Raw genomic sequence first — 24,989 nt, forward strand, 5'->3', positions numbered from 1 at the left:
TGTCGGGGGCACCGCCTAGACTGGTAGGCACCATGGATATGTTGTTTGACCCCTACGCAGACGGACCCTTCAAAGCTGGAACCAAAGCCGCAGTCAAGGCTGCGCCGGAGCTTTCGCGCTCAGGTGGTGGTGCAACGGGCGCCCGCTTGCAGGAGGGCGACTCTCCAGCCTCCGGCGGATGGGGTAATTCGGATGCATCCGGGCTTCCTTCCGCGGATGCCTTGCTTCAGGGGCTGAACCCGCAGCAGGAAGAGGCAGTCAAGCACGCCGGAAGCCCGCTGCTCATCGTCGCCGGCGCGGGCTCAGGCAAAACCCGCGTACTCAGTAACCGGATCGCGTACCTGATAGCCACCAAGCGTGCCCATCACGGCGAAATCCTGGCCATTACCTTCACCAACAAAGCGGCAGCCGAGATGCGGGAGCGCATCGAAGCCTTGGTAGGGGCACGGGCCAAGGGCATGTGGATCTCAACCTTCCACTCCTCCTGTGTCCGCATCCTGCGGCGCGAGGCTGCCAACGTGGGGTTGAACTCCAACTTCTCCATCTACGATTCCGCGGACTCCCTGCGACTGATCACGCTCGTGGCGAAGAACCTGGACCTCGACCCCAAGAAGTTCGCCCCGAAGGCCATCCAGCACAAAATCTCTGCGCTCAAGAACGAGCTCATCGACGCCGATTCCTACTCTTCCTCGGCGAACTACAACGATCCTTTTGAGCAGGCCGTGGCCGAGGTCTTCAAGGGCTACGCCCAGCGGCTGCGCCAAGCCAACGCCATGGACTTCGATGACCTCATCGCTGAAACCGTCTACATGTTCCGGGCCTTCCCCGCGCTCGCGGAGTCCTACCGCCGGCGCTTCCGCCATGTCCTGGTGGACGAGTACCAGGACACCAACCACGCACAGTACGCGCTGGTCCGGGAAATCGTAGGGCTCGGGACCGACACGGATGTCCAACCCAGCGAACTCACGGTGGTGGGCGACTCCGATCAGTCCATTTACGCCTTCCGTGGCGCGGACATCCGGAACATCGTGGAGTTCGAGGCCGACTACCCGAACGCGCGGACCATCAAGCTGGAGCAGAACTACCGCTCCACCCAGAACATCCTCAGCGCGGCCAACTCGGTGATCTCCCGCAATCCCAACCGCCAGGAAAAGCGGTTGTGGACGGCCGAAGGCGATGGCGAAAAGATCATCGGCTACGTCGGGGAGAATGAGCACGACGAAGCCCAGTTCATCGCCAAGGAAATCGACCGGCTGCAGGACGAGGAAGGTCTTCGCCCCGGCGACGTTGCCATCTTCTACCGGACCAACGCGCAGTCGCGGTCCATTGAAGACGTCCTGGTCCGTGTCGGCCTGCCGTACAAAGTGGTGGGTGGCACCCGCTTCTACGAACGCAAGGAAATCAAGGATGCTCTGGCGTACCTGCGCGTCCTGGTGAACCCGGACGACGACGTCAACCTGCGCCGCGTGCTGAACGAACCCAAACGCGGAATCGGTGACCGTGCCGAGGGCGCCGTTGCCGCCCTCGCCGAGCGCGAGCGCACGTCCTTCATGGCCGCTGCCCGCCGCGCGGACCAAGCACCGGGCATGGCCACCCGCTCGGTCAACGCCGTCCTGGGCTTCGTGAAGCTGTTGGATGACCTCGCCGAAGTTGCCGCAGGCTCCGGTGCCGCTGCTGCACTCGAAGCCGTCCTGGAGCAGACGGGATACCTTGCGGGGCTGCGCGCGAGCACGGATCCGCAGGACGAGTCCCGTGTGGAGAACCTCGCCGAACTGGTGGCAGTGGTCCGTGAGTACGAACGCGACAACCCCGACGGTTCGCTGGGCGAATTCCTGGAACAGGTTTCCCTGGTGGCAGATGCGGACCAGATTCCGGACGCGCCGGGTGCCGACATTGATGCGGCTGTGGCAGAGGCCAAGCGCATGGGAGTTGTCACCCTCATGACGCTGCACACGGCCAAGGGCCTGGAGTTCCCGGTGGTGTTCCTCACCGGCATGGAGCACGGCATCTTCCCCCACCAGCGTTCGGCCACCGATCCGAAGGAACTCGCCGAAGAGCGACGCCTGGCCTATGTGGGGCTGACCCGTGCGCGGAAACGGCTCTACGTCACGCGCTCGGAGGTCCGGAGCATGTGGGGCCAGAGCCAGTACAACCCTGCCAGCCAGTTCCTGGAAGAGATTCCGTCGGAGCTGGTGGAGTGGAAGCGCGAAGGAATGAGCCGGCAAGCGGGCGGATGGGGCAGCGCTCCGATCGGTTCCAACCGCTACGGCGGTTCCTTCTGGGGCGCCGGAACCTCCCGTGGTCAGGCCGCAAGCCCTACCGCAGGGTTCGACGCGGACGTGCCTGCCGCCGTCGCACGCAACAGGGTCCAGCCGCAAAAGGAAGTCATTTCCGTCGCTGTGGGGGACAAAGTCAACCACACGAGCTTCGGCAACGGCGTGGTGCTCGGCGTCGAAGGCGCGGGAGACAAGACGGTCGCCAAGGTGAAGTTCGACGTCGGCGAGAAGCGCCTGCTGTTGCGCTACGCGCCGCTGACAAAACTGGACGCGTGACGCAGCACGGCATAATTGGTGGCATGCGACGCACAGTGTGGGGGCTCCTGGCCGCTTTGATCCTGGTTGTGGTGTCGGGTTGCTCCTTCGCCACCAAGGACCCCGACTACGTTCCGCCTGCCCCGTTGCCGCCGCTGGAGCAACTGCAGCAGGTTCCGGTCTCTGAGCAGACCACCCTTGCCGCCGGCGAGGACGTTACGGCGTTCGTCGCCGCGGACCGGAACATCGTGTGTGCCATGACGTCCTCACGGGGCGGTCACCTCAACCTGCCCTACGAGGCCAACTCCTATTCGGACGCTGCCAACAACAAATTCGCGATCGTGCCGGTTGTCCATTGCGAGCTCGCAGCGTACGCCAAGCCTGAGCCTGATGACATGGCGGACGACTGCGCCGGGACGGGGCTGGGCTACCTCGGCGGTACGGCGCTCCTGACTCCGGACAAGGCCGTGTACGGCTCGTGTCGTTCCGGCGTAACACAAATGGAGTCGGAGTTCGGGCCCAAGGGCAGCCGCAGCGGCCCCATCTCCAAGCTGCGCGAGCTGGCAGAGGGGCAGAACATTGAACGCAACGGCCTGCGGTGCTCGGCGTACAACGGCGGCGTTGCCTGCGGAAACGTCTCAGGGGGCGTGGCATTCTTCGTCAGCCGCAAGGGCTACCAGCTGGTTTCCGACGGCGGCAAGACAGTCCGGGGGAGCCTGAAGGAAGGCTTCTGATCGCCCGGAAAGGGCCGTTGGTGAAGCCAAAATCCGCGTCATCCTGCGGTTTTTCTACATGCGATAGAAGTGTAAGGTTACTCACTTAACAGGTAGTGTGTAGCTGGCGGGACTCCTCAAAGGGCTAAAGTTCCGAGAGGACCTTACGCAATGTGACCGGCTTCAATCCTGGTTGTTACCGCGTACTTTCCGCAGCTGGCTATCGCGGTCATCGCGGTTCCCGGCTGAACAGAAAACTACTTCGACGTAGAAGGACACTAAACCGTGGACCTGTTTGAATATCAGGCGCGCGATATGTTCGAAGCGCACGGTGTACCCGTGCTCGCCGGCATCGTGGCGCACACTCCTGAAGAAGCGAAGGCAGCTGCCGAGAAGATCGGTGGCGTTACTGTCGTCAAGGCACAGGTTAAGGTCGGTGGCCGCGGCAAGGCTGGCGGCGTGAAGGTTGCCAAGTCCGCTGATGAGGCGCTTGAGCACGCAACCAACATCCTGGGCATGGACATCAAGGGCCACACCGTCAACAAGGTGATGATCGCCCAGGGTGCCGATATTGCTGAAGAATTCTACTTCTCGGTCCTCCTCGACCGTGCGAACCGCAACTACCTGGCCATGTGCTCGGTTGAAGGTGGCATGGAAATCGAGCAGTTGGCAGTGGAGCGCCCCGAGGCCCTGGCCAAGATCGCCATCGACCCCGCCGTGGGCATCGACCAGGCCAAGGCCGACGAGATCGTTGAAGCTGCAGGCTTCGCTGAAGAACTGCGCGGCAAAGTCGCCGACGTCATTCTGAAGCTCTGGGACGTCTTCAAGAAGGAAGACGCCACGCTCGTTGAGGTCAACCCGCTGGTCCGTACCGGCGCCGGTGACATCGTTGCCCTTGACGGCAAGGTTTCCCTGGACGAGAACGCTGACTTCCGCCACGTTCACCACGGTGAGCTGGAGGACAAGGACGCAGCTGACCCGCTCGAGGCCAAGGCCAAGGCGCAGGACCTCAACTACGTCAAGCTGGACGGCGAAGTTGGCATCATCGGCAATGGCGCCGGTCTTGTGATGTCCACGCTCGACGTCGTTGCCTACGCTGGCGAAAACCACGGCAACGTGAAGCCCGCCAACTTCCTCGACATTGGTGGTGGAGCTTCCGCCGAGGTCATGGCCAACGGCCTGGACGTCATCCTGGGCGACTCCCAGGTCAAGAGCGTCTTCGTCAACGTCTTCGGTGGCATCACCGCTTGTGACGCTGTGGCGAAGGGCATCGTGGGTGCACTGGCCGAGCTCGGTTCCTCCGCGAACAAGCCGCTGGTAGTTCGCCTCGACGGCAACAACGTCGAGGAAGGCCGCCGCATCCTGACCGAGGCCAACCACCCGCTGGTTACCCTGGCCGCCACCATGGACGAGGGCGCCGACAAGGCCGCCGAGCTCGCCAACGCAGCTAAGTAAAGGGACGCGAGAATGTCTATCTACCTCAACAAAGACTCCAAGGTCATCGTTCAGGGCATCACGGGCGGCGAAGGCACCAAGCACACCGCGCTGATGCTCAAGGCCGGCACCAACATTGTTGGCGGCGTGAACGCCCGCAAGGCCGGTACCACGGTCCTGCACGGCGACAAGGAAATCAACGTCTTCGGCACCGTCAAGGAAGCCATCGCTGAAACCGGCGCAGACGTCTCCATCGTCTTCGTTCCGCCGGCATTCACCAAGGACGCCGTCGTTGAAGCCATCGAAGCCGGCATTGGCCTCGTAGTGGTCATCACGGAAGGTGTTCCGGTTCAGGACTCCGCCGAATTCTGGGCCCTGGCCCAGTCCAAGGTGGACGCTGACGGCAAGCAGATCACCCGCATCATCGGACCGAACTGCCCCGGCATCATCACCCCGGGCGAAGCCCTGGTTGGCATCACCCCGGCAAACATCACGGGCAAGGGTCCCATCGGCCTCGTGTCCAAGTCCGGTACCTTGACCTACCAGATGATGTACGAACTCCGCGACCTCGGTTTCTCCACCGCGATCGGCATCGGTGGCGACCCCATCATCGGCACCACGCACATCGACGCCCTGGCCGCGTTCGAAGCCGACCCGGAGACCAAGGCCATCGTCATGATCGGTGAAATCGGTGGCGACGCTGAAGAGCGTGCAGCCGACTTCATCAAGGCCAACGTCACCAAGCCGGTTGTCGGCTACGTGGCAGGCTTCACGGCTCCTGAAGGCAAGACCATGGGCCACGCCGGCGCCATCGTCTCCGGCTCCGCCGGTACCGCCCAGGCCAAGAAGGAAGCCCTTGAGGCTGCAGGCGTGAAGGTCGGCAAGACGCCGTCCGAGACCGCGACGCTGCTGCGCGAGGTTTACGCAGCGCTCTAAAGCTCCACCAAGCAGTACGACGGCGGCCCGGTGCCTTCCCCACGGAAGGCGCCGGGCCGCCGTCGTACTTTAAGCCCCCGTGTACTTAATCCCACGTTGTGGGCGCCGTTGTGCGGGCTATTCCTGTGCGGGGGGCAGAGTGGGCCGCGCAATGTGGGTTGGCCTGTTGTGGGGCCTGCTGTGCGGGCTATTCGGGTGTTTTGGGGCGCAGAGTGGGCCTCGCAAGGTGGGTTGGCGTGTTGTGAGGCCCGCTATGCATCCCGCCTCTCTAGCCTCGCAAACTCGGCCAGGGAACCCTGGCGTTGTGGGCCCTGCTAAGGATTTGGGGCGCAGAGTGGGCCTCACAAAGGGGTAGGCCTGTTGTAGGGCCTGCTGTGCGGGCTATTCGGGTGTTCTCGGGCGCAGAGTGGGCCTCGCAACGCTCGAGCAAGTCCCGTCGAGAGCTTCCGGCGTGCTTTTGCTGTATCCAGAATCAGACAACTTTGTTAGTATGTTAGGACAAACTTCCGAGAAAGGTTCTGCAATGCCGCTTGTTCGAATCGACGTCAACCAAGGCCGTTCACCCGAAGAGCTGACCGCCGTCAGCCGCGCCATCCATGACGCGATTGTCGCCGAGTATGGAATTCCCGAGCGCGACTACTTCCACATCCTCACCGAGCATCCCCAGGGGCAGATCATTGCGCAGGATGCCGGGCTTGGATTCGAGCGGACATCCGGCGTGGTGATGATCCAGATCTTCACCCAGGAGGGCCGTAGCCAGATGGCCAAGAGTTCGCTTTTCGAAGCCATTGCAACGAGTCTCGCTGGGGTGGGCGTGGCCGGCGAAGATGTCTTCGTGGGCTACGTGGAGAACACTGCCGGCGACTGGTCATTTGGTTTCGGCCGCAGCCAGTATGTCACCGGTGAGCTGGCTGTTCCGCGCAAATAAAGCCGGGCTGTGTCATGTTGTAAATATGTCAGTACAAACCTTTGACAGGACATGCGATCTGGTGCAAAGTAGTCATGTGGCCCCGCTCACTGAGGGGTGGCAAGGCATTGGGGCCCAGCGCTCAAAGAGTTCACAAGAGAAAGGTCAACGATCACCGTGACCCACGAACTGCTCACGATCGGGCGCATCAGCGTTGATATCTACCCGAACGACATCGGAGTGGACCTGGAGGACGTGACGTCCTTCGGCAAATACCTCGGAGGTTCGCCTTCCAACGTTGCCGTTGCTGCCGCCCGCCATGGCCGCCGTACCGGCGTCATCACCCGTACCGGCGACGACGCCTTCGGAAAGTACCTGCACCGCGAACTGCACAAGTTCAACGTTGACGACTCTTTCGTCTCGCCGGTAGCCCAGTACCCGACTGCGGTGACGTTTTGCGCGATCAAGCCCGCCACGGACGAATTCCCGCTGTACTTCTACGGCCGCTTTCCCACCGCGCCTGACCTGCAGATCAAGGCCGAAGAGCTGGACCTGGATGCCATCCGGGAGGCCGGCATCTTCTGGTCCACCGTCACAGGCCTGTGCCAGGAGCCGAGCCGCAGTGCACATATCGCGGCGCACCAGGCCCGCCCCCGGACCGGGCTCAAGAATGGCCAGTTCACCATTCTCGACCTGGACTACCGCCCCATGTTCTGGACCTCCGAAGAAGAGGCCCGTGCAGAGGTGGCCAAGATCCTCCCGCACGTCACGGTAGCGATCGGCAATGACAAGGAATGCGCCGTGGCCGTAGGGGAGGGGACGCCTGACGAGCAGGCAGACCGCTTGCTGGCCGCCGGCGTCGAAATCGCCGTGGTGAAACTCGGCGCGGAAGGCGTCATGGCCAAGACCCGCACGGAACGTGTGGTTTCGGCGCCGGTACCGGTGGAAACCGTCAACGGACTGGGCGCCGGTGACTCCTTCGGGGGTGCCTTCTGCCACGGACTGCTCTCCGGCTGGCCGCTCTCCGAAGTCCTGGATTACGCGAACGCCTCCGGTGCCATCGTCGCCTCCCGCCTCTCTTGCGCGGATGCGATGCCGACGCCGGAGGAGGTCACCTCGCTGCTGGCCGAACGCGGACGTCCGGTCCCGGGCGGAACCCCCGCAGAAGCCCCCATTGCAGAAGGAGCAGTGCGTTGAGCCTCAACGATGACCCCCGCCGCTATGAACACTTGAGCCGTATCCGGCTTGAGGACCCGGAGGCCGTGGCCCGCGCAGCTGCCACCCGCCGTCGTCATCCCGGCCTGAAGCATGGGGTGCAGAACTTCATAGTCGCCGCCGACCATCCGGCACGGGGGGCTCTTGCCGTTGGCTCCGAGCCGATGGCGATGGCCGATCGCCGCGACCTCTTGGACCGCCTGCAGATCGCCTTGGCCAACCCCGCCGTTGACGGCATCCTGGCCTCGCCGGACATCATGGACGACCTCCTGCTCCTCGGGGCCCTCGAAGGCAAGCTGGTGTTCGGTTCCATGAACCGTGGCGGCCTCGCCGGCCTGGTCAACGAGTTCGACGACCGCTTCACCGGCCACACCGCAGCCGCGCTCGAGGCACTGGGCGCTGACGGCGGCAAAATGCTGACCCGTATCTGCCTGGGCGACCCGGACACCGTTGCCACCCTTGAGGCCACAGCCAAGGCCATCGATTCGCTGGCCGAACGGAAGCTCATCGCCATGGTTGAACCCTTCCTTTCGGTCCGTGATTCGCACGGCAAGGTCCGTAACGACCTCCGCGCCGACGCCGTCATCAAGTCCGTCGGCATTGCCGAGGGCCTGGGATCCACCAGTGCCTACACCTGGATGAAACTGCCGGTAGTTGCCGAGATGGAGCGCGTCATGGCCTCCACCACCCTGCCCACCGTGCTGCTCGGCGGCGACCCGGACGGCAGCCAGGACGAAGTGTTCGCTTCCTGGCAGGCGGCCCTCGCCCTCCCCGGCGTCCAGGGCCTCACGGTGGGGCGCACCCTGCTGTACCCGCACGACGGCGATGTCGCCGGTGCCGTAGCGACGGCCGCCTCGCTGCTGAACAACACTTCGCCCGGGGCGGCTGATGCTTCCGGGCTCAGCTCGTCAGACCGTATTCCCGTGAAAGTATCGGAGTAGAGACCAGTGGGAGCAACCCGTCGGATGACCGTGGCGCAGGCCGTGGTCGAGTTCTTGTCCAAGCAGTACACCGTGGACTCTGTTGCCGGTGTTGATTACCGTGAGCGCTTGATTCCGGGAACGTTCGGTATTTTCGGACACGGCAATGTGGCCGGAGTGGGCCAGGCATTGAAGCAGTACCAAGCCGCGGATCCGACCATCATGCCGTACTACCAGGGACGTAATGAGCAGGCCCAGGTGCATCAGGCCGTGGGGTACGCCCGGCACACGCGCCGCCGCCAGACGTTTGCTATCAGTACATCGATCGGTCCGGGTTCCTCGAACCTGTTGACGGGCGCGGCCTTGGCCACCACCAACCGGCTGCCCGTCCTGCTGCTGCCTTCGGATACCTTCGCCACGCGCGCCGCCGACCCCGTGTTGCAGCAGCTGGAGCTCCCCTACGCGTATGACATCACGGTCAACGATGCCTTCCGTCCGCTCTCGAAGTTCTTCGACCGCGTCTCCCGGCCGGAGCAGCTGTTCTCGGCTTTCCACCACGGCCTGCGCGTACTGACGGACCCGGCCGAGACCGGTGCCGTGACCATCTCGCTGCCGCAGGACGTCCAGGCCGAGGCGTTCGAGGTGCCCGAAGAGTTCCTGGCCGAGCGCGAGTGGCGGATCCGACGCCCCGAAGCCGAGGATGAGGACATCCGCCGTGCCGTCGAGGCAATCCGCGCCGCGAAGCGCCCGCTGATCATCGCCGGCGGCGGTGTGCTTTATGCCTACGCCAACGAGGAACTGGCAAAGTTTGCAGAGCTTACCGGCATCCCGGTAGGCAATACCCAGGCGGGCGTCGGCGTCCTTCCGTGGGACCACCAGTTCTCCCTCGGTGCCATTGGTTCAACCGGCACGACGGCGGCCAACGCCATCGCTGCCGAGGCGGACCTGATAATCGGCATCGGCACCCGCTACGAGGACTTCACCACTGCGTCCCGGACCGCGTTCCAGAACCCGGACGTGAAGTTCGTGAACATCAACGTCGCGGCAATCGACGCGTACAAGCACGGCACCACCCTGCCGATCGTCGCTGATGCCCGCAAGGCCTTGGTGAAGCTGAACAAGGCCTTGGGCGGCTATCGGGTCGGCGCGGACCTCGAAGAGAAAATCGCGGCGGAGAAGAAGCGCTGGAACGCGGTCGTGGACGAGGCCTTCGAAACCCGCTTCACGCCGTTGCCGGCGCAGAACGAGATCATCGGCGCCACAAACAAGGCGATGGACGACCACGACGTCGTCATCTGCGCGGCAGGTTCGCTCCCGGGCGACCTGCACAAGATGTGGCGTGTGCGGGACCCCTTCGGTTACCACGTGGAGTACGCCTACTCCTGCATGGGCTACGAAATCCCCGGCGGCCTGGGCGTAAAGCGTGCAGCGCTGGCCGAAGCCGCCGCTGGGGGCGTGGACAGGGACGTGGTGGTCATGGTCGGGGACGGCTCCTACCTGATGATGCACACCGAACTGGTCACCGCCGTCGCCGAACGCATCAAACTGATCGTGGTCCTGATCCAGAACCACGGTTACGCCTCCATCGGCTCGCTTTCGGAATCCCTCGGCTCGCAGCGCTTCGGGACCCAGTACCGCGTCCTGGACAAGGAACAGCACAGTTTCGACGCCGGTGAACACCTGCCCATCGACCTCGCCACCAACGCCGAATCACTGGGCGCAAAGGTTATCCGGATCGAACCGGGCGAGAACGTGATCGAGTCCCTCGGCGCTGCGATCAAGGAAGCCAAGGCAGCTCCGGAAACCGGCCCGATCGTGATCCACGTCGAGTCCGATCCTTTGCTGGATGCTCCCAGTTCTGAGTCTTGGTGGGACGTTCCCGTCTCAGCGGTGTCGGAGCTGGAATCCACGCAGCAGGCCTACAAAACGTACACAGACCACAAGAGCCGCCAGCGTAAGCTGCTCGGCTGAATCCCAAGACCCCGCCACAAGAAATTAGACGAGGAAGTCCGCAGATGTCGACGACGACCATTTTGACCACCATCAACCACTTCATCAACGGCGCCGAGTCCGCCGGTGAAGGCGACCGCACCCAGCCGGTGTACAACCCGGCCACCGGGCAGGTCACCGCAGAGCTGCGCCTGGCCAACCAGAACGACTTGGACACCACGGTGGCCGCTGCCCGCAAGGCCGCTGATTCCTGGGGTGACATTTCCCTGGCCAAGCGCACTGCGGTGTTGTTCAAGTTCCGCGAACTCGTCGCAGCGCACGTCGATGAACTCGCCGAGCTGATCACCGCCGAGCACGGCAAGGTCCTCTCCGACGCCAAGGGCGAGATCGGCCGTGGCTTGGAAGTCATCGAGTTCGCCTGCGGCATTCCGTCCTTGCTCAAGGGTGACTACTCGGACCAGGTTTCCACCGGCATCGATGTCTTCTCCTTCCGGGAACCGCTCGGTGTGGTGGCCGGTATTACGCCGTTCAACTTCCCGGTGATGGTGCCGTTGTGGATGGCCCCGATGGCCATTGCCACCGGTAACGCGTTCATCCTCAAGCCCTCGGAGCGGGACCCGTCCCCGTCGCTGCTGCTGGCAAAGCTCTGGCAGGAAGCGGGCCTGCCCGATGGCGTGTTCCAGGTCCTTCACGGCGGCAAGGAAACCGTCGACGGCCTTCTGACCCACCCGGATGTGGACGGCATCAGCTTTGTTGGCTCCACCCCGATCGCCCAGTACGTCCACGAGACCGCCACCAAGCACGGCAAGCGTGTCCAGGCGTTGGGCGGGGCGAAGAACCACGCGATCGTGCTTCCTGATGCCGACCTGGACAACGCCGCCGACCACCTCGCCGCCGCCGCGTTCGGCTCCGCCGGTGAGCGGTGCATGGCAATTTCTGTTGCTGTCGCCGTCGGGGACGCTGCTGACTTGCTGGTCAAGAAGGTCGAAGAACGTGCCCTGGCCGTGAAGGTCAACAACGGCACCGAACCCGGCGCTGAAATGGGCCCGGTGATCACCCCGGCCTCGAAGGAACGCATCGTCAAGATCGTCACCGAAGCAGAAGCCGCAGGTGCTGCCATGGTGGTGGACGGCCGCGACCTCGTCGTCCCGGGCCACGAAGAAGGCTTCTGGGTAGGTCCCACCGTGATCGACCACGTCAAAACCGAAATGACCGCTTACCAGGAGGAGATCTTCGGCCCAGTCCTGGTAGTGGTCCGCGTCGACACCCTGGAAGAGGGCATCGCGCTGATCAACTCCAACCCCTACGGCAACGGCACCGCGATCTTCACCTCCTCCGGTGCTGCGGCACGGAAATTCCAGCGCTCGGTGACCGTTGGCATGATCGGCATCAACGTTCCCCTCCCGGTCCCGGTGGCCTACCACTCCTTCGGCGGATGGAAGGCCTCCCTCTTCGGCGACAAGCACATCTACGGCCCCGAAGGCGTTTCCTTCTACACCCGCGGCAAGGTCATCACCTCCCGCTGGCCCGAGACCCACCACGCCTCCGGCGCCTCCTACAACTTCCCCTCCAACTGAACCGCTGCAGAGAAAGACAACGCTGTCATGACTGATGTCGAGAACAAGCTCATCATTGGCACCGCACCCGATTCCTGGGGCGTGTGGTTCGCGGACGACCCCAAGCAGACACCGTGGGAGCGGTTCCTGGACGAAGTTGCCGAGTCCGGCTACAAATGGATCGAGCTCGGCCCCTACGGCTACCTCCCGAACGACCCCACCCGTCTGGCGGAAGAACTCAAGCAGCGCGATCTCAAGGTCACCGCCGGGACAGTCTTCACCGCGTTCCACCGCGGCGCCACGCAGTACGACGAAGCCTGGGAGCCCGCCCGCAAGGTAGCGGAACTCACGGCGGCAATGGGCGGCGAGCACATCGTGGTCATTCCGGCCATGTGGCGCGACGACGTCACTGGCGAGGCCGTGGAAAACGGGGAGCTCAGCGATGAGCAGTGGGCGGACCTCTTCGCCGGCCACAACCGCATGGGCAAGGTCCTCTTGGAGGACTTCGGCCTGCACCAGCAGTTCCACTCCCACGCCGATTCCCACGTCGGTGCCCAGAAGGACATCGAGACCCTCCTCGCGGCCACGGACCCCGAGTACCTGAACCTTTGCTTGGATACGGGCCACGCCGAGTACTGCGGGGCTTCCAGCCTGGAACTCATCAAGAACTACCCGGACCGCATCGGCTACCTGCACCTGAAGCAGATCAATCCAGAGGTCCTGGCTGAAGTCAACGAGAAGAACATGACGTGGGCCGCCGCCAACCTGGCCGGTGTCATGACCGAGCCGCCGAACGGTCTTCCGGATCTGCGCGCGGTCATCGAAGCCGTGGAAGGGCTTAACCGGCCCATTTTCGGCATCGTGGAGCAGGACATGTACCCGGTAGCGTTCGACGTGCCGATGCCCATTGCCAAGCGCACCCGCAACTACTTGCTTTCCTGCGGCTCGCGTACGCGGGTCCAGTAGCCAGACCACCCCGACTTTTCGAAGGATAGATACAGTGACCAAGACTCTCCGCGTTGCCGTCATCGGCGCAGGCCGCATGGGTGCCGACCACATCAAGCGTCTCAGCACGCGCATCCACGGCGCTGAAGTAGCCGCCGTCGTCGACGTCGACCTTGCCCGCGCGCAGGCCGCCGTCGAAGGTATTGACGGCGCCGTGGCGCTGGCAAGTGCCGACGAGGCACTCAACAACGGCGACGTAAACGCCGTCCTGATTGCGACCCCCGGCTTCCTCCATGAGGAAATCCTCTACAAGGCGCTGGAAAAGGACTTTCCGATCCTGTGCGAGAAACCGCTGACGCCGGACGCCGAGAGCGCCTGGAAGGTGGTTCAGGCTGAGCAGGCTTTGGGCCACAAGCGCATCCAGGTCGGCTTCATGCGCCGTTTCGACGCCGAGTACTCGGCTTTGGGTTCCATCATCCGCAACAGCGAATTGGGGGAGCTGTTGATGCTGCACCACCAGCACCGCAACCCCAGCACACCTGAGGGCTTCACCAACGAGATGCTGATCAACGACTCCGTGGTCCACGAGTTCGATGCCATCCGCTACTTCACGGGTGAGGAGATCACCTCGGTGCAGGTCCGCCTGGGGAAGCCAACCCGCAACGCCCCGAATGGCCAGCACGACCCCCAGCACGTGTTGCTCGAAACCGAGTCCGGTGTGCTGGCCGACGTCGAAATCTACGTCAACGCAAAGTTCGGCTACCAGGTGGCCACGCAGGCGTCCTTCGAGGACGGCATCGTGAGCATCGGCGGTGACTCGGGTCCCTACATCCAGACCGCGGGCAAGTGGGGCGGCACCGTCACCCCCGGTTTCGAGGACCGTTTTGGTGCAGCGTACGACGTCGAGGTGCAGGCCTGGGTGGATGCGGCACTTCGCGGCGAAATCGGCGGCCCGACAGCCTGGGACGGCTACGCCACAGCGGCGTGCTGCGAGGCCGGCGTCGAGGCGCAGAAATCCGGTGAGAAGGTCAAGGTCCAGTTGAACACCAAGCCGGATCTCTACAAGTAGGGGCATCGGCATGAAAATCGCACTTGATCCCACTCCTTTCCACCACAGTCACAGCCTGCTGGAGTTTCCCCGGGTCGCGGCCGACCTCGGTTACAAGTACCTGCAGATGACCCCGCACGCTGACCTCATTCCGTTCTTCAACCACCCCAAGGCCGACGATGAGCTGGTGGGCAAGCTGAAGGCCGCGTGCAAGGACGCCGGCGTCGAGATCGCTTCTGTGTTGCCTGTCCTGCGCTGGTCGGGGCCGGATGAGGACGCCCGGGAAGCCGCGGTCCGTTATTGGAAGCGTGCCATCCAGATTGCCGTGGACCTGGGCGTGCAGACGATGAACACCGAGTTCAGCGGCCGTCCGGAGAAGGCCGAGGAGTCCGAGCGGGCTTTCTACCGTTCCATGGAGGAACTCCTGCCCATCATTGAGCGGGAGGGTCTGGATGTGCTGATCGACCCGCATCCGGATGACTTCGTGGAAGACGGTCTGGCTGCCCTGCGGGTGATCCGTGGCGTAAACTCTCCGAACATCGGCATGGTCTACGTTGCCTCGCATACCTTCCATATGGGCAACAAGCCGCTGGAGATCATGCGTGCCGCCGGAGACAAGCTGCGCCTGGTGCATGTCTCGGACACCATGAACCACCATGCCTCGCACGGCCTGCGCTACATCACCAACCCGCCCGGTAACGCGGTGCGGGTCCACCAGCACCTGAAGATCGGCGATGGCGACGTCAACTGGAACGAGTTCTTTGGCGGACTTAAGGAGATCGGGTTCCTCGACAAAGCGAACACAGTGATGGTTTCTTCTGTGTTTGCCGAGGACGAGAACGCCGAGGAAGTCTCCCGCTACCAGCTCAAGACGATGACGGACTACATCGCCCAGGCCAGATAGTAGACATCAAGAAAGCCCCTGTGAATCCACAGGGGCTTTCTTGGTATTCGGAATCAGGCCGTGAACGGCAGTCGGGCATCCACGTCCTGGCCTTCCCAGGTCTGGCGAATCCAGCCGTGGTGCGGGTCGTCGCTGATGAGCCAGTCACGGACGCGTCCGGGGCCGGCCATGACGTTGAGGTAGTAGAGGTCGTAGCCGGGGGCTGCCATGGCGGGGCCGTGCCAGCCGTAGGGGACCAGGACCACGTCTCCGGTACGGACTTCGGCGGAGACGTCGATGGGACGCTCGTCGGAGGCGTACACCCGGGCGTAGCCGATCGCGTCGGTTTCCTCCGGGGCCGGGGAGCCGGGAGCCACACGGGTTTCGAAGTAGTAGATCTCCTCCAGGCTGGTTTCACCGTCCTTCTCCTCGTCGTGCTTGTGGGGAGGGTAGGAGGACCAGTTGCCGGCCGGGGTGATCACTTCGCAGACGATGAAACGGTCGGCTTCCAGTGCTGCGGGTGTGCCGAAGTTGTGGACCTGACGGGAGCAGTTGCCCGCGCCGCGCAGTTCGACCGGGGTTTCGGCTGCCGTGATCAGCCGGGTCGGGTACGACGCCTTGGCGGGCGCAATCGCGATGGCGACCCTGCCGCCGTCGTTCGAGCTGATGGTGACGGCCTTGTCGATTCCGGTGTAAAGGACATCGCTCGGCCCGTGGAAAACGGACTGCCGACCGGCCAGACTGTACGTCCCGCCGTCGACCGTCAATGTAAAGGAGCCGCTCAGCGGCACCACGATGCGCTCCTCCGGAGCGGCAGGAAGCTCGACGGCGGCACCCGCGGCGAGCGTCGCGGCCTTCAGTCCCGTGTGGGCCCAGCCGTCGACGGCGAGGCTGGAATCGGAGGTGCCGAGGGAGATGTCCCATTTACCGTCGTTGGCGGTCCCCAGCGGGTAAACCCAGTTGGCCATAAGTAGAGTCCTTGCGTTAGCGCTGTACGAGTGTCATTTCAAAGCTGTAGGAGTCAGCGCGGTAGACGTGGTGCCCGGTTTCCACCATGCGTCCGGTGTCGTCAACCGCGGTGCGTTCCATGGTGACCAGGGCGGAGCCGACCTCGGCCTCGAGGAGGGGCGCCTGGTAGTCGTTGGCGATCATGGCGCCGATGCGTTGGGAAGCGAGCCGGAAGTTGACGCCGCCGCGCCGCAGGATGGCGTAGAGGCCTTCGCTGGTGAGCTGGGCTTCATCCATGCTGGTGATGTCGTCCCGGACCCAGTTTTCCATGAGGGCCAAGGGCTTCCCGCCCACCTTGCGTAGTCGTGTGAAGTGGTAGACCTTTGACCCGGCAGGCAGTTGGAGGGCGGTGAGCGTTGCGGCGTCGGCCTCGATGTGGGAGAAGCTGAGGACCTCGGTGGTGGGCTTTTTGCCGTTGTTGCTGAGGTCGTCGAAGAGGCTGGAGAGTTCCAGCGGGCGGCGGACCTGGCTGGCTACTACCTGAGTGCCCACGCCGCGTTTGCGGACCAGCAGTCCCGCCCGGACCAGCTCGTCCATTGCTTTGCGCATGGTTGGCCGGGACAGATTGAGCTGCGCTGCGAGGTCAATTTCGTTATCCAAACGGCTGCCGGGTTCCAGCACACCGCTGTGGATGGCGGCCTCGATGCCCTGTACTACCTGGTGGTAAAGGGGTACCGGGGACGAACGATCGATGCTGAGACTGAGTTGGTTCGTCACTGGTTCCTCCTGGACGCCTGCTGAAGCCGACGAGGAAGCAGGATGCGGCTCCTCTGCCGGATGGAAGCTATGTCCGCTCATGTTCGCTTGATAGGACATACTGCCTTTTTCTGATAATAGCAGCAGGGTCGCGGCCGTCAAGGATGGGGGTCCGGGCAGGTCGCTTGCGGGTATCTACACGAGGGGAGTACGTAAAAACATCCTAATGTCAGGACAAACTATTGACAAAGTGTGAGGTCAGTCACCATGATCTGAGTAGTGGGGAGATCCGGATACGAGTCTCCGGACCCCTCAACCTGAAATCAAAGGAGATAACGGTGGCAAAATTCTCATGGCGCAAAGCGGCGGTCGTCGCTGCAGTGGTTCCCTTGGTGGCACTGAGCGCCTGCTCGAGCCAGGGCGGCAAGCCGGCGGATGCCGGCGGGGGAGCAGCTGCAGGCCAAGTGGCCAGCACCGACCGCATCAAAGTTGCCCTGATTACGCATGCTGCTGCAGGAGACACGTTCTGGGACATCGTCCGCAAGGGTGCGGAGGAAGCATCCGCCAAGGACAACGTGGAGCTCCTTTACACCAGTGATCCCGAGGCCGGTCGACAGGCGCAGCTGGTCCAGCAGGCCATTGACCAGAAGGTGGATGGCATCGCACTGACCCTGGCTACTCCGGATGCGTTGAAGGATGTCCTGAAGAAGGCCACCGATGCAGGCATTCCCGTAGTGAGCCTCAACGCCGGTGAATCAGTCTCGGCCCAACTCGGTGCCTTCACCCACTTCGGTTCCAACGAACAACTCGCTGGCGAAGCCGTTGGTACCCGGCTTGCGGCCGAAGGCTACAAGCACCCCGTGTGCGTCATCCAACAGCAGGGTCACGTGGGCCTGGAAGCCCGTTGCGCCGGCGTGAAGGCCAAGGTTCCCGCCACTGAGATCCTCTACGTTGACGGCAAGGACATGACCGCGGTGCAGTCCACGGCAACTGCCAAGCTCCAGGCGGCCAAGGACGCCGACGTGATCATCGGACTCGGTGCTCCGATCACGCTGACCTTGCTCAAGTCGGTTTCCGATGCCGGAAGCTCCGCCAAGGTAGCCAGCTTCGACCTCAACGCCGACCTCGCGCAGAAGATCGTGGACGGAGCGGTGATCTTCACCGTCGACCAGCAGCCGTGGCTCCAAGGCTACATGTCCGTTGATTCCCTGTGGCAGGCAAAGCGCGGAGGCTTCAAGATCGGCGGCGGCCAGCCCGTCCTGACCGGTCCCACCATCGTGGACAAGTCCAACGCTTCCGACGTCCTCAAGTTCGCCCAGCAGGGCGTTCGCTAGATCCCGGCATCAGGCTGCGCGGCGGATGGCCGCCGCGCAGCCTGGACAACAAGGAGTCACTCCCATGGCAAACACAGCAACCCTGCCGCCGGCGACATCGCCTGGTGATGAACGGGTAGGCCGACGCAACCCCTTCCAAAAATTCCTCGCCAGGCCCGAGGTCGGTGCCCTCGTAGGTGCCGTGGTCCTGTTCATCTTCTTCGCCTCCGTCTCGCAGACGTTCACCCAGCCAAATGCACTGGCTACCGTCCTGTACGGCTCCTCGACCATCGGCATCATGGCGGTCGGTGTTTCGCTGCTGATGATCGGCGGCGAGTTCGACCTCTCCACCGGCGTCGCCGTGATCTCGTCCGCGCTGACGGCCTCGCTCTTCAGCTGGAACTTCTCCCTGAACGCCTGGGTGGGCGTTGCTTTGGCCCTGGTGGTCTCGCTGGGCATTGGTTTCATCAACGGCTGGATCCTGGTCAAGACCAAGCTCCCCAGCTTCATTGTCACGCTGGCGACCTTCCTGATGCTGACCGGTCTCAATCTGGCATTGACCCGACTCATCGGTGGCAGTGTCTCTTCCCCGTCCATCTCCAAGCTTGATGGCTTCGAATCGGCGCGTGCGGTTTTCGCCTCCTCCATCAGCATTGGCGGCGTGGAAGTGAAGATCACGGTGTTCTTCTGGATTGTCTTGGTCCTGGTTGCTTCCTGGGTACTGCTGCGCACCCGCGTCGGCAACTGGATCTTCGCCGTGGGCGGCGATGCCAATGCTGCCCGCGCAGTAGGTGTCCCCGTCACCAAAACCAAGATCGGCCTGTTCATGGCTGTGGGTTTCTGCGGCTGGATCCTGGGCATGCACAATCTCTTCGCCTTCGATGCCGTGCAGTCCGGTGAAGGTGTGGGCAACGAGTTCCTTTACATCATTGCGGCGGTCATCGGTGGCTGCCTCCTGACCGGCGGCTACGGCTCAGCAGTAGGCGGCGCTATCGGCGCCTTCATCTTCGGCATGGCCAACAAGGGCATTGTGTACGCACAATGGAACCCGGACTGGTTCAAGTTCTTCCTGGGCTTGATGCTCCTGCTGGCAACCATCGTCAACCTCATCGTCAAACGCCGGGCAGAGCTGAAGTAAGGGGCCGGAACCATGAACGCACAACAGATCGACCAGCAGACCCTGCTGAAAGACGAGAAGGACCCCTTGACGCACACACCAGTGCATCTGCTCTCACTCGATGGTGTAGGCAAGCACTATGGCAACATCATCGCCCTGCGGGACGTGACCATGGCCGTGGACAATGGCCGAGTCACCTGTGTCCTCGGCGACAACGGTGCCGGCAAGTCCACCCTGATCAAGATCATCGCCGGACTCCACCAGCACGATGAGGGCACGTTGAACGTGATGGGGGATGCCAGGAAGTTCAACTCACCCAGGGACGCCCTCGACGCCGGCATTGCCACCGTTTACCAGGACCTCGCCGTGGTCCCGTTGATGCCCATCTGGCGGAACTTCTTCCTCGGTTCGGAGCTGACCAGCGGTTTCGGCCCGTTCAAGAGCATGGATGTCCAAAAGATGAAGGACATCACCAAGAAGGAACTTGCTGACATGGGCATCGACCTGCGCGATGTGGAGCAGCCCATCGGCCAGCTCTCCGGCGGTGAACGCCAGTGCGTCGCCATCGCCCGTGCAGTGTACTTCGGCGCCAAGGTCCTGATCCTCGACGAACCGACGGCCGCGCTGGGAGTCAAGCAGTCCGGCGTCGTCCTTCGCTACATCCTGCAGGCGCGCGACCGGGGCCTGGGCGTCATCTTCATTACCCACAATCCGCACCACGCCTATCCCGTCGGTGACCGGTTCCTGCTGCTCAAGCGCGGCAAATCGATCGGTTACTACGACAAGAAGGACATCAGCCTCGATGAGCTGACGGCGCAGATGGCCGGCGGCGCGGAGTTGGCCGAGTTGGCCCATGAGCTGGAGCAGCTGGGCGGACACTCGGCTGCATTGGAGGAAGTCAAAGCCGAGGTCGCGGACGTCGCAGACGCTGCCCCGGAGGCAAGCTCAAAGCGCCACTAGGCTTTCTTCGTGGATCTCTGCCCGGAGCCCCTCAGTGGCTCCGGGCAGAGCCGTATCCAGCCCAGGTTTTCAGCCTCGAATGGATGTGGTTCTGCGCAGCACCAATGCAGGTTCGATCAGCGTCTGCTCGGGTTGGAGGGCGGGATCCCCGATCCTTGCCAGCAGCCTGCGGGCGGTAGCCACGCCCACGAGGTCGCTTCGATTGTCTATTGAGGTGAGGTCCAGATAACGCGACTTCGCCAGGGGCGAGTTGTCGTAGCCGATCACCGATACATCGTTCGGAACTGAGAGACCGCGCGCCTTGAGCGCGGCGAACGCGCCGACCGCCATGGTGTCGTTGGCTGCGAAGATCGCGGTTGTCTCCGGGTGGCTGTCCAGGAGTCGGATGGCTGCCTGATAGCCGTCCTCTTCCGACGTGCCAGGTGACTGGCTGATCACAGGTTCGACGCCGGCCGTCTCCACCGCGCGCAGGAAACCGGCCCGGCGGTGTGCGGAGGCGCCGTCGGAACCTGAGAGGTGACCGATGCGGAGATGACCCAACTCCAACAGGTGATTCGCGGCCAGGGTGCCCCCGCCGTCGTCGTCGTTGGTGATCAGGTCCGCGCCATCCGGAACGCCGTTGCGCCACCCGGCCACCACCGTGGGCACCCGGATTCCGGACAGCATGGCGTCGCTGGGCTCGGCGGCGAGCGTCAAAGCGTCCACGTGCATGGCCAGTAGCCCGTCGGTGGCTTCCTTGATGCGGTTCTCGCCAGGGCGGGAGTCGGCGAGCATCACCTGGTAGCCGAGGTCGGACAAGATCGATTCCATGCCGCGCAGGAGGTCGACGAACCACGGGTTCCGGTAGTCGTCGATGACCAGGCCGATGCTTTTGGTGCGGCTGCTGGCAAGAGTGGTTGCGGCGCGGCTGGGGCGGTAGCCGAGGTCGGAGATCGCTTTTTGCACGGCTCCCCGGCGCTTTTCGCTGATCCTTTCGGGGGCCTTGAGGTAGAGGGAAACCAACGACGGCGAGACACCGGCGTGTGAGGCGACGTCGTAGAGGGTGGGCCTCTTGCCCAGGGGGCTGTTGTGCGTTTCGGGGCTTTTCAAGGGATCTTCGTTGCCTTTCGTTCCTGCTTTCGAGGATAACCTCTGGAACATTGACAGGACATATGGACATGGCTACGATCGATCCAAGCGCAAAATTGTAGCGCTACAAAATTGCCGGACAGTGCTCACGCTGCGGCGACATTTCAAAGGAGAAATCAATGGCTGAAAGCCTCGGCGTCGCCGTCATCGGCGCAGGCATGGCCGGAAAGGCCCACGCTGCCGCCTACCGTGCGGCCTCTGCCCTCTACAGCCCCGTACTGCCACCATTGCGCCTCGTGTCGATCGCGGATGTAAATGCCGAATTCGGCTCCTTGGCCGCGCGGCGCTTCGGATACGAACGCAACGACACCTCCTGGCAGGCCATTGCGGAGGCTGACGACATCGACGTGGTCAGCGTGGTCATCGCCAACTCACTCCACCGCGAAGTGGTTGAAGGGCTGTTGGCTGCCGGCAAGCATGTTCTGTGTGAGAAGCCGCTCAGTGACACCATCGCCGACGCGCAGGCCATGGCTGATGCTGCCCGGTCCGCCGAAGCCCGGGGGACCTTGGCCCGTATCGGATTCACGTTCCGACGGACCCCTGGCATTGCCTACATCCGGGATCTCATCCGCAATGGAACCCTGGGCAACGTCCTGCACTTCAGCGGCCGCTATTGGACGGACTATGGCGTCAGCCCCGCCGCTCCCATGAGCTGGCGCTACAAGGGTGGGCCGGGCTCCGGTGCGCTCGCCGATGTCGGAAGCCATCTGACCTATATCTCTGAATTCCTGTGCGGCGACATCCAATCCGTCAGTGGAGGTCGTCTGGTCACCTCGATCGACAAGCGCCCGCTGCCACTGAGTGCCGTGATGGGACACGACCACGTGGCCGTGTCCGACACCTTTGAAGCCGTGGAAAATGATGACTACGCGGCCTTCAATGCCGGGTTCGCCAGCGGAGCGGGCAGCTTTGAGGTCTCACGTGTTGCCGCAGGGCATGCGAACAGCCTGCAGTTCGAGGTGTTCTGCGAGAACGGCGGCGCCAAATTCGACCAGCGCCGCCCTTCTGAGATCCAGTTGTTCCTGAATGACGAAGCGGGCCTGCAGAACGGCTACCGGCAAGTCATTCTGGGCCCAGGGCACCCTTACATTTCGGGAGGCCTTGCCATGGACGCCCCGGAAGTGGGTTTCGGCCAGAACGATGCCTTCGGCTACCAGGCCCGGGCGTTCCTCGAAGAAGTCGCAGGGCTGCCCGAAGCGGAGTCACTGCCTCGCTGTGCAACCTTCGACGAGGGCGTTCGCAACATGGAACTCCTCGGTGCTGTTGCCGAGTCCGCCCTCAACAACGGAAAGAAGATCACACTATGAAACTCGGTGTCTACAACGCCATCCTGCATGACCGGTCCTTGCCGGAGGCCTTGAAGGTCATTGCTGACCTGGGGCTGACTGGAATCGAAATCAATACCGGAGGGTTCCTTCCGGCGGTGCATGTGCCCACTATGGACGACATCCTGGTGTCGGATGCTGCCAGGGACGATTACCTGGGCCTCTTCGAAGGCACTGGGGTCTCTATCGCCGGCTTGAACTGCAATGGAAACCCCCTGCATCCGCGTCGGGAGATCGGTGAGAGGCATGCCGAAGACATCCGCCGCTCCATCCGACTGGCCCGCAGGCTGGGGCAGGATCGCGTCGTGACCATGTCTGGACTGCCCGCCGGCGAACCCGGCGCCACGGTGGTGAACTGGGTAGTCAACGCCTGGAACTCTGCGGCACTGGACGTACTGGACTATCAGTGGGGTGTGGCGGCGGAATTCTGGAAGGAAACCGACCGGCTGGCCGCCGATCACGGGGTAAAAGTGGCCCTGGAGTTGCACCCGCAGAACATCGTGTTCAACACGGCCGATGTCTACAGGCTCATCGAACTCACGGGCGCCACGCATGTGGGCGTGGAGCTGGATGCCTCGCACCTGTTCTGGCAGCAAATGGACCCGGTGGCTGTGGTCCGGGAACTTGGGTCGCTGGTGTTCCAGGCTGCCGCGAAGGACGTTCGCGTGAACACGGGCAACGCTGCTTTGTATGGGGTCCTGGACAACAGCTTCAGGCGGTTGTCACCCGAGGAGAACCGGACCAACCTTGGCGGAGACGAATGGGCCAACGAATGGCCGAAGAACTCAGCCTGGGACTTTGTTGCCCTGGGACGCGGCCACGACACCTCCTATTGGACCGAGTTCCTCCGCGCGCTTCACGACGTGGATCCGGACATGCTGGTCAACATCGAACACGAGGATGTATCCCTTGGCCGGATCGAGGGTCTTGAGGTTGCGGCGAAGGTATTGCGCGAGGCGGACGCGGCTCTCGAGGCGTCGTTGAGTGCGAATGTTTGACAGGACAAACTGACAAGCTTTAGTGTCGCATCAGGAATTTTCCCAAGAAACCAACTTCTGCTGCAGTGACGGAGACAGAAATGACGAACGTAGTGACCCTCGGCCTGGTGGGCGTGGGCCGGATCGGCGTGATGCACGCCAACAACATCAGCGCGCTCAATGCCACGATGGCACAGGACGGAGTGCAGGTGCGGCTAAGGCTGACGGACGTCGCGGAGAAGCACGCGCGCTCCGTGGCGGAAAGCCTCGGTGCGGAGTTCCTAGGCTCTGTGGAGGAACTGATCGCCTCCGGGGTGGACGGCCTGGTTATAGCTACGGGTACAGCAACGCACCCCGACCTCATCAGGGCTGGAGTGGATGCCGGTATCCCCGTGTTCTGCGAAAAGCCAGTAGCCGTGAACGTGGCGGAATCGCTTCCAGTCCTGGACTACATCCGCGAAAAGAGCGGAGTAGTGCAGATCGGGCATCAGCGCCGCTTCGATGCGGGCTACCTTGAGGCCAAACGCGCCTACGAAGCCGGAGAACTCGGGTGGATCCATTCAGTCAGGGCCGTCACCTGCGACATGACCCCGCCCCCGGTCGAATTCCTTGCTACCTCGGGTGGTCTGTTCCGCGACTGTTCCGTCCACGACTTCGACATCCTCCGCTGGCTCACCGGCAAGGAAATCGTTGAGGTCTACGCCAAGGGTTCCAATAATGGCGACCCGGCGATCGGCGAGGTGGGCGACGTTGATACCGCTTTGGCGGTTGTGACGTTCGACGACGGCACGGTAGGCACGGTCTCAGCCAGCCGATACAACGGGGCCGGGCACGATGTCAGGCTGGAACTCCAGGGTTCCGAACGCTCGGTCCTGGTGGGCATGGACCAGCAGATGGCCATGCGTTCTGCTGAGCCGGGAGTGGTGTTTCCCTCCGGAACGGCGCATGCCACCTTCGCTGAGCGCTTCGATCAGGCATACCGGTCCGAGATGGCGGCGTTCGTGGAACTCGTGCTTGGGCAACGAAAAAACCCTTGCACTCCCGAGGACGCAGTGGCCGCATCCAAGGTAGCTGATGCAGCACAGGAGTCCCTGGAAACAGGTTTGCCGGTCAGGGTCTCTGCCTAGTCGCTCCGTGCTCCCTATGCCCTTGCTCATGTTCTGAGCGGTGGAGACTGTCCGGTAAACACCGTGTGGTGGTGGTTGCGGCGGGGTGTTTGGTGGGGGTCGATGTGGGGTGGGGGGATGAACCAGGGTGTGCCGGTTTTCATGTTGATGTGCCATTGCTCTTTGTGGATGAGGTGGTGGTGGTGTGAGCAGAGGAGGGTGCCGTTTTCTGTTCCTGTGGTGCCGCCGTGTGACCAGTAGGTGATGTGGTGGGCTTCGCACCAGGGGGCTGGGATGGTGCAGTCGGGGAAGGCGCAGCCT

General features: G+C 63.1%; 22 protein-coding genes. 18 read left to right on the plus strand and 4 right to left on the minus strand.

Annotated features, from left to right (window positions below; translation table 11 throughout):
* Positions 1–32 precede the first annotated feature (32 nt).
* From pcrA to PQ627_RS19330, 12 genes are all read left to right on the plus strand, one after another.
* The gene (pcrA, locus tag PQ627_RS19275) at positions 33–2,552 is read left to right on the plus strand and encodes a DNA helicase PcrA (RefSeq protein ID WP_274262956.1); all 2,520 of its coding nucleotides are present in this window, start codon (positions 33–35) and stop codon (positions 2,550–2,552) included.
* Positions 2,553–2,575: 23 nt separating this feature from the next.
* On the plus strand, positions 2,576–3,265 hold the full coding sequence (locus PQ627_RS19280) for a hypothetical protein (protein WP_274262957.1): 690 nt from the start codon (positions 2,576–2,578) through the stop codon (positions 3,263–3,265).
* A 264-nt stretch (positions 3,266–3,529) separates the two neighbouring features.
* Positions 3,530–4,699: an ADP-forming succinate--CoA ligase subunit beta gene (gene sucC / locus PQ627_RS19285; RefSeq protein ID WP_144662654.1), complete on the plus strand. Its 1,170-nt coding sequence runs from the start codon at positions 3,530–3,532 to the stop codon at positions 4,697–4,699.
* 12 nt (positions 4,700–4,711) lie between these two features.
* Complete coding sequence (gene sucD / locus PQ627_RS19290) at positions 4,712–5,614, plus strand: succinate--CoA ligase subunit alpha (protein ID WP_144662653.1); 903 nt, start codon at positions 4,712–4,714, stop codon at positions 5,612–5,614.
* Positions 5,615–6,137: 523 nt separating this feature from the next.
* On the plus strand, positions 6,138–6,542 hold the full coding sequence (locus tag PQ627_RS19295) for a tautomerase family protein (RefSeq protein WP_274262958.1): 405 nt from the start codon (positions 6,138–6,140) through the stop codon (positions 6,540–6,542).
* A gap of 156 nt (positions 6,543–6,698) precedes the next feature.
* On the plus strand, positions 6,699–7,718 hold the full coding sequence (gene iolC / locus PQ627_RS19300) for a 5-dehydro-2-deoxygluconokinase (protein WP_262277603.1): 1,020 nt from the start codon (positions 6,699–6,701) through the stop codon (positions 7,716–7,718).
* On the plus strand, positions 7,715–8,677 hold the full coding sequence (locus PQ627_RS19305; RefSeq protein WP_144662650.1) for a Cgl0159 family (beta/alpha)8-fold protein: 963 nt from the start codon (positions 7,715–7,717) through the stop codon (positions 8,675–8,677). The genes iolC and PQ627_RS19305 overlap by 4 nt, the downstream gene beginning before the upstream one ends.
* A gap of 24 nt (positions 8,678–8,701) precedes the next feature.
* Positions 8,702–10,627 carry a 3D-(3,5/4)-trihydroxycyclohexane-1,2-dione acylhydrolase (decyclizing) gene (iolD, locus tag PQ627_RS19310; RefSeq protein ID WP_274262959.1) on the plus strand — a complete coding sequence of 642 codons (1,926 nt, stop codon included), beginning with the start codon at positions 8,702–8,704 and terminating at the stop codon, positions 10,625–10,627.
* A gap of 44 nt (positions 10,628–10,671) precedes the next feature.
* Positions 10,672–12,183, plus strand: coding sequence for a CoA-acylating methylmalonate-semialdehyde dehydrogenase (locus PQ627_RS19315; protein ID WP_274262960.1), 1,512 nt, complete (start codon positions 10,672–10,674; stop codon positions 12,181–12,183).
* Between the two features lie 27 nt (positions 12,184–12,210).
* Entirely contained in the window at positions 12,211–13,128 is a 918-nt protein-coding gene (locus tag PQ627_RS19320) for a sugar phosphate isomerase/epimerase family protein (RefSeq protein WP_274262961.1), read from the plus strand.
* A 34-nt stretch (positions 13,129–13,162) separates the two neighbouring features.
* Entirely contained in the window at positions 13,163–14,176 is a 1,014-nt protein-coding gene (locus PQ627_RS19325; RefSeq protein WP_274262962.1) for a Gfo/Idh/MocA family protein, read from the plus strand.
* Between the two features lie 10 nt (positions 14,177–14,186).
* Positions 14,187–15,059, plus strand: coding sequence for a sugar phosphate isomerase/epimerase family protein (locus PQ627_RS19330; protein ID WP_274262963.1), 873 nt, complete (start codon positions 14,187–14,189; stop codon positions 15,057–15,059).
* A gap of 53 nt (positions 15,060–15,112) precedes the next feature.
* On the opposite strand, the gene iolB is transcribed toward PQ627_RS19330, so the two are convergent.
* Both iolB and PQ627_RS19340 read right to left on the minus strand, forming a co-directional pair.
* Positions 15,113–16,006, minus strand: a complete 894-nt coding sequence (gene iolB, locus PQ627_RS19335) for a 5-deoxy-glucuronate isomerase (RefSeq protein ID WP_274262964.1) — start codon at positions 16,004–16,006, stop codon at positions 15,113–15,115.
* A gap of 16 nt (positions 16,007–16,022) precedes the next feature.
* Positions 16,023–16,763: a GntR family transcriptional regulator gene (locus PQ627_RS19340; RefSeq protein ID WP_274262971.1), complete on the minus strand. Its 741-nt coding sequence runs from the start codon at positions 16,761–16,763 to the stop codon at positions 16,023–16,025.
* A gap of 317 nt (positions 16,764–17,080) precedes the next feature.
* Here PQ627_RS19340 and PQ627_RS19345 point away from each other — a divergent pair, with 317 nt between their 5' ends.
* The 3 genes from PQ627_RS19345 to PQ627_RS19355 all read left to right on the plus strand — a co-directional run bounded on the left by PQ627_RS19345 (position 17,081) and on the right by PQ627_RS19355 (position 20,132).
* Positions 17,081–18,076 carry a substrate-binding domain-containing protein gene (locus PQ627_RS19345; protein ID WP_144662643.1) on the plus strand — a complete coding sequence of 332 codons (996 nt, stop codon included), beginning with the start codon at positions 17,081–17,083 and terminating at the stop codon, positions 18,074–18,076.
* 64 nt (positions 18,077–18,140) lie between these two features.
* On the plus strand, positions 18,141–19,193 hold the full coding sequence (locus PQ627_RS19350; RefSeq protein ID WP_144662642.1) for an ABC transporter permease: 1,053 nt from the start codon (positions 18,141–18,143) through the stop codon (positions 19,191–19,193).
* 12 nt (positions 19,194–19,205) lie between these two features.
* Positions 19,206–20,132: an ATP-binding cassette domain-containing protein gene (locus tag PQ627_RS19355; protein ID WP_274262965.1), complete on the plus strand. Its 927-nt coding sequence runs from the start codon at positions 19,206–19,208 to the stop codon at positions 20,130–20,132.
* A gap of 69 nt (positions 20,133–20,201) precedes the next feature.
* On the opposite strand, the gene PQ627_RS19360 is transcribed toward PQ627_RS19355, so the two are convergent.
* Positions 20,202–21,221 (minus strand): LacI family DNA-binding transcriptional regulator, encoded by a 1,020-nt coding sequence (locus PQ627_RS19360; protein ID WP_274262966.1) that lies wholly within the window; start codon positions 21,219–21,221, stop codon positions 20,202–20,204.
* Positions 21,222–21,379: 158 nt separating this feature from the next.
* On the opposite strand from PQ627_RS19360, the gene PQ627_RS19365 reads away from it, so the two are divergent.
* The 3 genes from PQ627_RS19365 (at position 21,380) to PQ627_RS19375 (ending at position 24,689) form a co-directional block, all read left to right on the plus strand.
* Entirely contained in the window at positions 21,380–22,567 is a 1,188-nt protein-coding gene (locus PQ627_RS19365; RefSeq protein WP_274262967.1) for a Gfo/Idh/MocA family protein, read from the plus strand.
* The gene (locus PQ627_RS19370) at positions 22,564–23,583 is read left to right on the plus strand and encodes a sugar phosphate isomerase/epimerase family protein (protein ID WP_274262968.1); all 1,020 of its coding nucleotides are present in this window, start codon (positions 22,564–22,566) and stop codon (positions 23,581–23,583) included. The genes PQ627_RS19365 and PQ627_RS19370 overlap by 4 nt, the downstream gene beginning before the upstream one ends.
* Positions 23,584–23,663: 80 nt before the next feature.
* Positions 23,664–24,689, plus strand: coding sequence for a Gfo/Idh/MocA family oxidoreductase (locus PQ627_RS19375; RefSeq protein ID WP_274262969.1), 1,026 nt, complete (start codon positions 23,664–23,666; stop codon positions 24,687–24,689).
* Between the two features lie 26 nt (positions 24,690–24,715).
* On the opposite strand, the gene PQ627_RS19380 is transcribed toward PQ627_RS19375, so the two are convergent.
* A partial coding sequence (locus tag PQ627_RS19380; RefSeq protein ID WP_274262970.1) for an HNH endonuclease occupies positions 24,716–24,989 on the minus strand: 274 nt, incomplete at its 5' end.

It is taken from the genome of Paenarthrobacter sp. AB444 (assembly GCF_028736865.1).
In the GTDB taxonomy this organism is placed as follows: Bacteria; Actinomycetota; Actinomycetes; order Actinomycetales; family Micrococcaceae; genus Arthrobacter; species Arthrobacter nicotinovorans_B.

Bases quoted from the DNA above. Each gene is read 5' to 3' on its own strand.
- PQ627_RS19355 (WP_274262965.1), top strand. From the start codon at position 19,206: ATGAACGCACAACAGATCGACCAGCAGACCCTGCTGAAAGACGAGAAG.
- PQ627_RS19320 (WP_274262961.1), top strand. From the start codon at position 12,211: ATGACTGATGTCGAGAACAAGCTCATCATTGGCACCGCACCCGATTCC.
- iolB (WP_274262964.1), bottom strand. From the start codon at position 16,006: ATGGCCAACTGGGTTTACCCGCTGGGGACCGCCAACGACGGTAAATGG.
- PQ627_RS19315 (WP_274262960.1), top strand. From the start codon at position 10,672: ATGTCGACGACGACCATTTTGACCACCATCAACCACTTCATCAACGGC.
- sucD (WP_144662653.1), top strand. From the start codon at position 4,712: ATGTCTATCTACCTCAACAAAGACTCCAAGGTCATCGTTCAGGGCATC.
- PQ627_RS19370 (WP_274262968.1), top strand. From the start codon at position 22,564: ATGAAACTCGGTGTCTACAACGCCATCCTGCATGACCGGTCCTTGCCG.
- PQ627_RS19330 (WP_274262963.1), top strand. From the start codon at position 14,187: ATGAAAATCGCACTTGATCCCACTCCTTTCCACCACAGTCACAGCCTG.
- PQ627_RS19295 (WP_274262958.1), top strand. From the start codon at position 6,138: ATGCCGCTTGTTCGAATCGACGTCAACCAAGGCCGTTCACCCGAAGAG.
- PQ627_RS19375 (WP_274262969.1), top strand. From the start codon at position 23,664: ATGACGAACGTAGTGACCCTCGGCCTGGTGGGCGTGGGCCGGATCGGC.
- PQ627_RS19280 (WP_274262957.1), top strand. From the start codon at position 2,576: ATGCGACGCACAGTGTGGGGGCTCCTGGCCGCTTTGATCCTGGTTGTG.
- PQ627_RS19365 (WP_274262967.1), top strand. From the start codon at position 21,380: ATGGCTGAAAGCCTCGGCGTCGCCGTCATCGGCGCAGGCATGGCCGGA.
- pcrA (WP_274262956.1), top strand. From the start codon at position 33: ATGGATATGTTGTTTGACCCCTACGCAGACGGACCCTTCAAAGCTGGA.
- PQ627_RS19350 (WP_144662642.1), top strand. From the start codon at position 18,141: ATGGCAAACACAGCAACCCTGCCGCCGGCGACATCGCCTGGTGATGAA.
- iolD (WP_274262959.1), top strand. From the start codon at position 8,702: ATGACCGTGGCGCAGGCCGTGGTCGAGTTCTTGTCCAAGCAGTACACC.